General features: G+C 43.1%; 2 protein-coding genes and 3 rRNA genes (2 of these 5 only partly in view). All 5 read right to left on the reverse strand.

The genetic code is table 11. The features are described 5' to 3' along the window. Positions 1-787 (reverse strand): 16S ribosomal RNA (locus tag EUC40_RS24350); it reaches 765 nt to the left of the window's first position. A gap of 350 nt (positions 788-1137) precedes the next feature. Further along, positions 1138-1869: a DsbA family oxidoreductase gene (locus EUC40_RS24355; protein WP_071710888.1), complete on the reverse strand. Its 732-nt coding sequence runs from the start codon at positions 1867-1869 to the stop codon at positions 1138-1140. Between the two features lie 184 nt (positions 1870-2053). Next, entirely contained in the window at positions 2054-3013 is a 960-nt protein-coding gene (locus EUC40_RS24360) for an alpha/beta hydrolase (RefSeq protein ID WP_156576807.1), read from the reverse strand. Positions 3014-3237: 224 nt separating this feature from the next. Further along, a 5S ribosomal RNA gene (gene rrf / locus EUC40_RS24365) occupies positions 3238-3353 on the reverse strand. A 49-nt stretch (positions 3354-3402) separates the two neighbouring features. Continuing rightward, positions 3403-5000: ribosomal RNA gene (locus EUC40_RS24370) — 23S ribosomal RNA — on the reverse strand; it runs 1324 nt beyond the window's last position.

Raw genomic sequence — 5000 nt, forward strand, 5'->3', positions numbered from 1 at the left:
CTCCCCACGCTTTCGCGCCTCAGTGTCAGTTACAGACCAGAAAGTCGCCTTCGCCACTGGTGTTCCTCCATATCTCTACGCATTTCACCGCTACACATGGAATTCCACTTTCCTCTTCTGCACTCAAGTCTCCCAGTTTCCAATGACCCTCCACGGTTGAGCCGTGGGCTTTCACATCAGACTTAAGAAACCACCTGCGCGCGCTTTACGCCCAATAATTCCGGATAACGCTTGCCACCTACGTATTACCGCGGCTGCTGGCACGTAGTTAGCCGTGGCTTTCTGGTTAGGTACCGTCAAGGTGCCAGCTTATTCAACTAGCACTTGTTCTTCCCTAACAACAGAGTTTTACGACCCGAAAGCCTTCATCACTCACGCGGCGTTGCTCCGTCAGACTTTCGTCCATTGCGGAAGATTCCCTACTGCTGCCTCCCGTAGGAGTCTGGGCCGTGTCTCAGTCCCAGTGTGGCCGATCACCCTCTCAGGTCGGCTACGCATCGTTGCCTTGGTGAGCCATTACCTCACCAACTAGCTAATGCGACGCGGGTCCATCCATAAGTGACAGCCGAAGCCGCCTTTCAATTTCGAACCATGCGGTTCAAAATGTTATCCGGTATTAGCCCCGGTTTCCCGGAGTTATCCCAGTCTTATGGGCAGGTTACCCACGTGTTACTCACCCGTCCGCCGCTAACTTCATAAGAGCAAGCTCTTAATCCATTCGCTCGACTTGCATGTATTAGGCACGCCGCCAGCGTTCATCCTGAGCCAGGATCAAACTCTCCAATAAAGTTAGTTTGTCTAGCATCTAAAAATAAAAATTGACGTTTCACGTTGTTTGTTTCGTTCAGTTTTCAAAGAACTACTTGGTCGCTCATTTGCGACTCCCTTATGTTAACATCTCCGTTAGTTAATGTCAACTAAGTTTTTTATTTCGTTTGTCGCTTTCGACGTTAATGCCATCGGCGACTTGTTCTATATTACACCTCTATATCCTAATCGTCAATATGTTTTTATAAAAAACTTCATTTTTTATAAATCTCATTGTACGTTATCAAATTATCTATTTACATATCTCTTCTATAAGAATATATAAGCAACCCATAAAACACTCTATGGGTTGCTATCCCATTAAAAAACCTATTGTTCTTTTGATGGAACTGAACAACTTCCATCAGTACAAGACATATCGCTTCCTTCGTCTGATGAAAACTCTTGTAACTTAGGAGCAGGATTCTCTTCTTCCCATACTTGCTGAAGTGCACCAATAAAAGTTTCAAGTGGTTGCGCACCTGAAATAGCATATTTCTGATTAACAATAAAATAAGGTACTCCCGAAATTTGATATTGCTGAGCAATCGCTTCATCAACCCGAACATCATTCGCATAAGCACTTTTATTATTGATAACATTTAAAGCTTCTTGCTTATCTAATCCCGATTTTTCAGCAATGGCAGCAAGCACTTCCACATCACTTAAGTTTTGTGATTCAGTAAAATATGCAAAAAGAAGATTTTCTGTAATCTCTTTTTCTTTCCCTTGATCCTTAGCGAACTTCGCAAGACGATGCGCATCAAAAGTATTCGTCGGCTTCATCTCATCAAAATTAAAACTCAACCCCATACTAGCTGCATGATTACCTAGCTGTACATTATTACGCTTAGCTTCTTCAATACTAATCCCATACTTTGATGCAAGTACTTCATTAATACTCGTTCCAGAGTAAACGGGAGTATTCGGATCTAATTCAAAACTTTTAAACTCAACTTCAACATTATCCCTATGCGGGAATTGCTCTAAAGCCATTTCTAATCTACGCTTCCCAATGTAGCAAAATGGGCATACAAAATCTGACCATACTTCAATTTTCATAGAAACACCTCATTAACATGTAGTTTTCAATCATTGTAGCACTGGAAATAAGGAATTCAAAAATTTATGCTTCAAACCTTATATACTACAACCTAAAATGAATTTATAAATAGAAAAAACGATAATCAAAAGTATAAAAACATTACCTTCTGATTATCGCATATACAAATCTAAAATAATTTAATTACGCTGAAATATATCTCTCCACGAACTTCCATACCGTATTCCAATATTTATTCGAATCTATTTTCTCAGCTTCTCCATGTCCAGCACCTGGAACAATTAATTTCTCTTTTTCTACTTTTGCAGCATTATATACTTCATCTAACATTTCAAAAGGAACGAATGTATCAGCGTCCCCGTGAATAAACAGCATAGGTGTTTTACTTTTCGCTACTTGTTTTACAGCTGAAGCTTCCTCTAAATCATATCCAGCTCTTAATTTTGTAACTGTATTTGCCGCATTCATCACAGGGAACTTCGGCAAGTGGAATAAATCCTTTAATTGATAAGTAAATTCATCAATAACAGTTGAGTACCCACAATCTTCAATAATAACTTTAACGTTAGAAGGTAAATCTTCACCTGAAGTCATCATTACAGTTGCTCCACCCATCGAAACACCAAATAGTGCTATTTCAGCATTAGGGTCTTTCTTTACAATTTGTTGAATCCAAATCAAAATATCTTTACGATCATGCCAGCCCATACCAACATAATCTCCTTCACTATTTCCGTGCCCACGAAGATCTGGTGCTATGACATTATAGCCTTCTTCATAAAAGTTACGAATATATTTCGTCATTTCTGATGCCCTACCATTGTATCCATGAACTACAATTGCCCATTTATGACTAGATTGTTCATTCATATATTCATAACCTTTTAAATTCAGTTTATCGAAAGAACGTATAGTTAATGTGTTAGGCTTATACTTTGATACGAAGTTCGCATTCTTCTCTTCATTTGTAGCAAATACATCTCCCGATGCATTTACCGTTTCTACTAAATGAGGATTATCTTGCAAAAATTCTTTTTCTTGTTTCGCATTTAACGCATAGTTATAAAAATAATTCCCGACTAATATATACACAATCGCTAGAAGGACTAAGACTACTATAGTAATTATACCTATCTTTTTCATATTATCTCCTTTTAAAAAATTAAATCTCCCTATATTAAAGTACTTCAAAAAAACAACTGTACTATTTTAACACACCGATAGATTGCTTCCACAAAAAATAAAATAGAAAATCTTAAACTAAACATCGAAAATGATGAAAGAAATTGAATATAAAAGGATAACTTGAGGCTGATAAGAAGTTAAAAACACAAAAAAGACGAGTCATTCTGACTCGTCTTAAAGTTGCTTGGCGACGTCCTACTCTCACAGGGACAAGGTCCCAACTACCATCGGCGCTAGAGAGCTTAACTTCCGTGTTCGGTATGGGAACGGGTGTGACCTCTCTGCCATCATCACCAAACTATGAAGGCATATTCCTTCAAAACTAGATAACATTTGCTACATATTATATGGTTAAGTCCTCGATCTATTAGTATTCGTCAGCTCCACATGTCACCATGCTTCCACCTCGAACCTATCAACCTGATCATCTTTCAGGGATCTTACTAGCTTACGCTATGGGAAATCTCATCTTGAGGGGGGCTTCATGCTTAGATGCTTTCAGCACTTATCCCTTCCGCACATAGCTACCCAGCTATGCCCTTGGCAGAACAACTGGTACACCAGCGGTGCGTCCATCCCGGTCCTCTCGTACTAAGGACAGCTCCTCTCAAATTTCCTACGCCCACGACGGATAGGGACCGAACTGTCTCACGACGTTCTGAACCCAGCTCGCGTACCGCTTTAATGGGCGAACAGCCCAACCCTTGGGACCGACTACAGCCCCAGGATGCGATGAGCCGACATCGAGGTGCCAAACCTCCCCGTCGATGTGGACTCTTGGGGGAGATAAGCCTGTTATCCCCGGGGTAGCTTTTATCCGTTGAGCGATGGCCCTTCCATGCGGAACCACCGGATCACTAAGCCCGACTTTCGTCCCTGCTCGACTTGTAGGTCTCGCAGTCAAGCTCCCTTATGCCTTTGCACTCTACGAATGATTTCCAACCATTCTGAGGGAACCTTTGGGCGCCTCCGTTACACTTTAGGAGGCGACCGCCCCAGTCAAACTGCCCACCTGACACTGTCTCCCGGGTCGATAAGACCCGTAGGTTAGAATTTCAATACAGTCAGGGCGGTATCCCACCAGCGCCTCCACCGAAGCTAGCGCTCCGGTTTCAATGGCTCCCGCCTATCCTGTACAAACTGTACCAAAATTCAATATCAGGCTACAGTAAAGCTCCACGGGGTCTTTCCGTCCTGTCGCGGGTAACCTGCATCTTCACAGGTACTATAATTTCACCGAGTCTCTGGTTGAGACAGTGCCCAAATCGTTACACCTTTCGTGCGGGTCGGAACTTACCCGACAAGGAATTTCGCTACCTTAGGACCGTTATAGTTACGGCCGCCGTTTACTGGGGCTTCAGTTCAGAGCTTCGCTTACGCTAACCCCTCTCCTTAACCTTCCAGCACCGGGCAGGTGTCACCCCCTATACTTCGCCTTACGGCTTCGCAGAGAGCTGTGTTTTTGCTAAACAGTCGCTTGGGCCTATTCACTGCGGCTTTCCGTTAAGAAAGCACCCCTTCTCCCGAAGTTACGGGGTCATTTTGCCGAGTTCCTTAACCAGAGTTCTCTCGCACACCTTAGGATTCTCTCCTCGCCTACCTGTGTCGGTTTGCGGTACAGGCACCTTTTATCTCGCTAGAAGCTTTTCTTGGCAGCGGGGAATCAAAGACTTCGCTCCATAAGGAGCTTCCCCATCACAGCTCAGCCTTCACGATAAGCGGATTTGCCTACTTATCAGCCTAACTGCTTGGACGTGCACAACCAATCGCACGCTTCTTCTATCCTTCTGCGTCCCTCCATTGCTCAAACGATAAAGAGGTGGTACAGGAATATCAACCTGTTGTCCATCGCCTACGCCTGTCGGCCTCGGCTTAGGTCCTGACTAACCCTGAGCGGACGAGCCTTCCTCAGGAAACCTTAGGCATTCGGTGGACGGGATTCTCA

This window comes from Bacillus luti (genome assembly GCF_009739945.1).
Classification (GTDB): Bacteria; Bacillota; Bacilli; order Bacillales; family Bacillaceae_G; genus Bacillus_A; species Bacillus_A luti.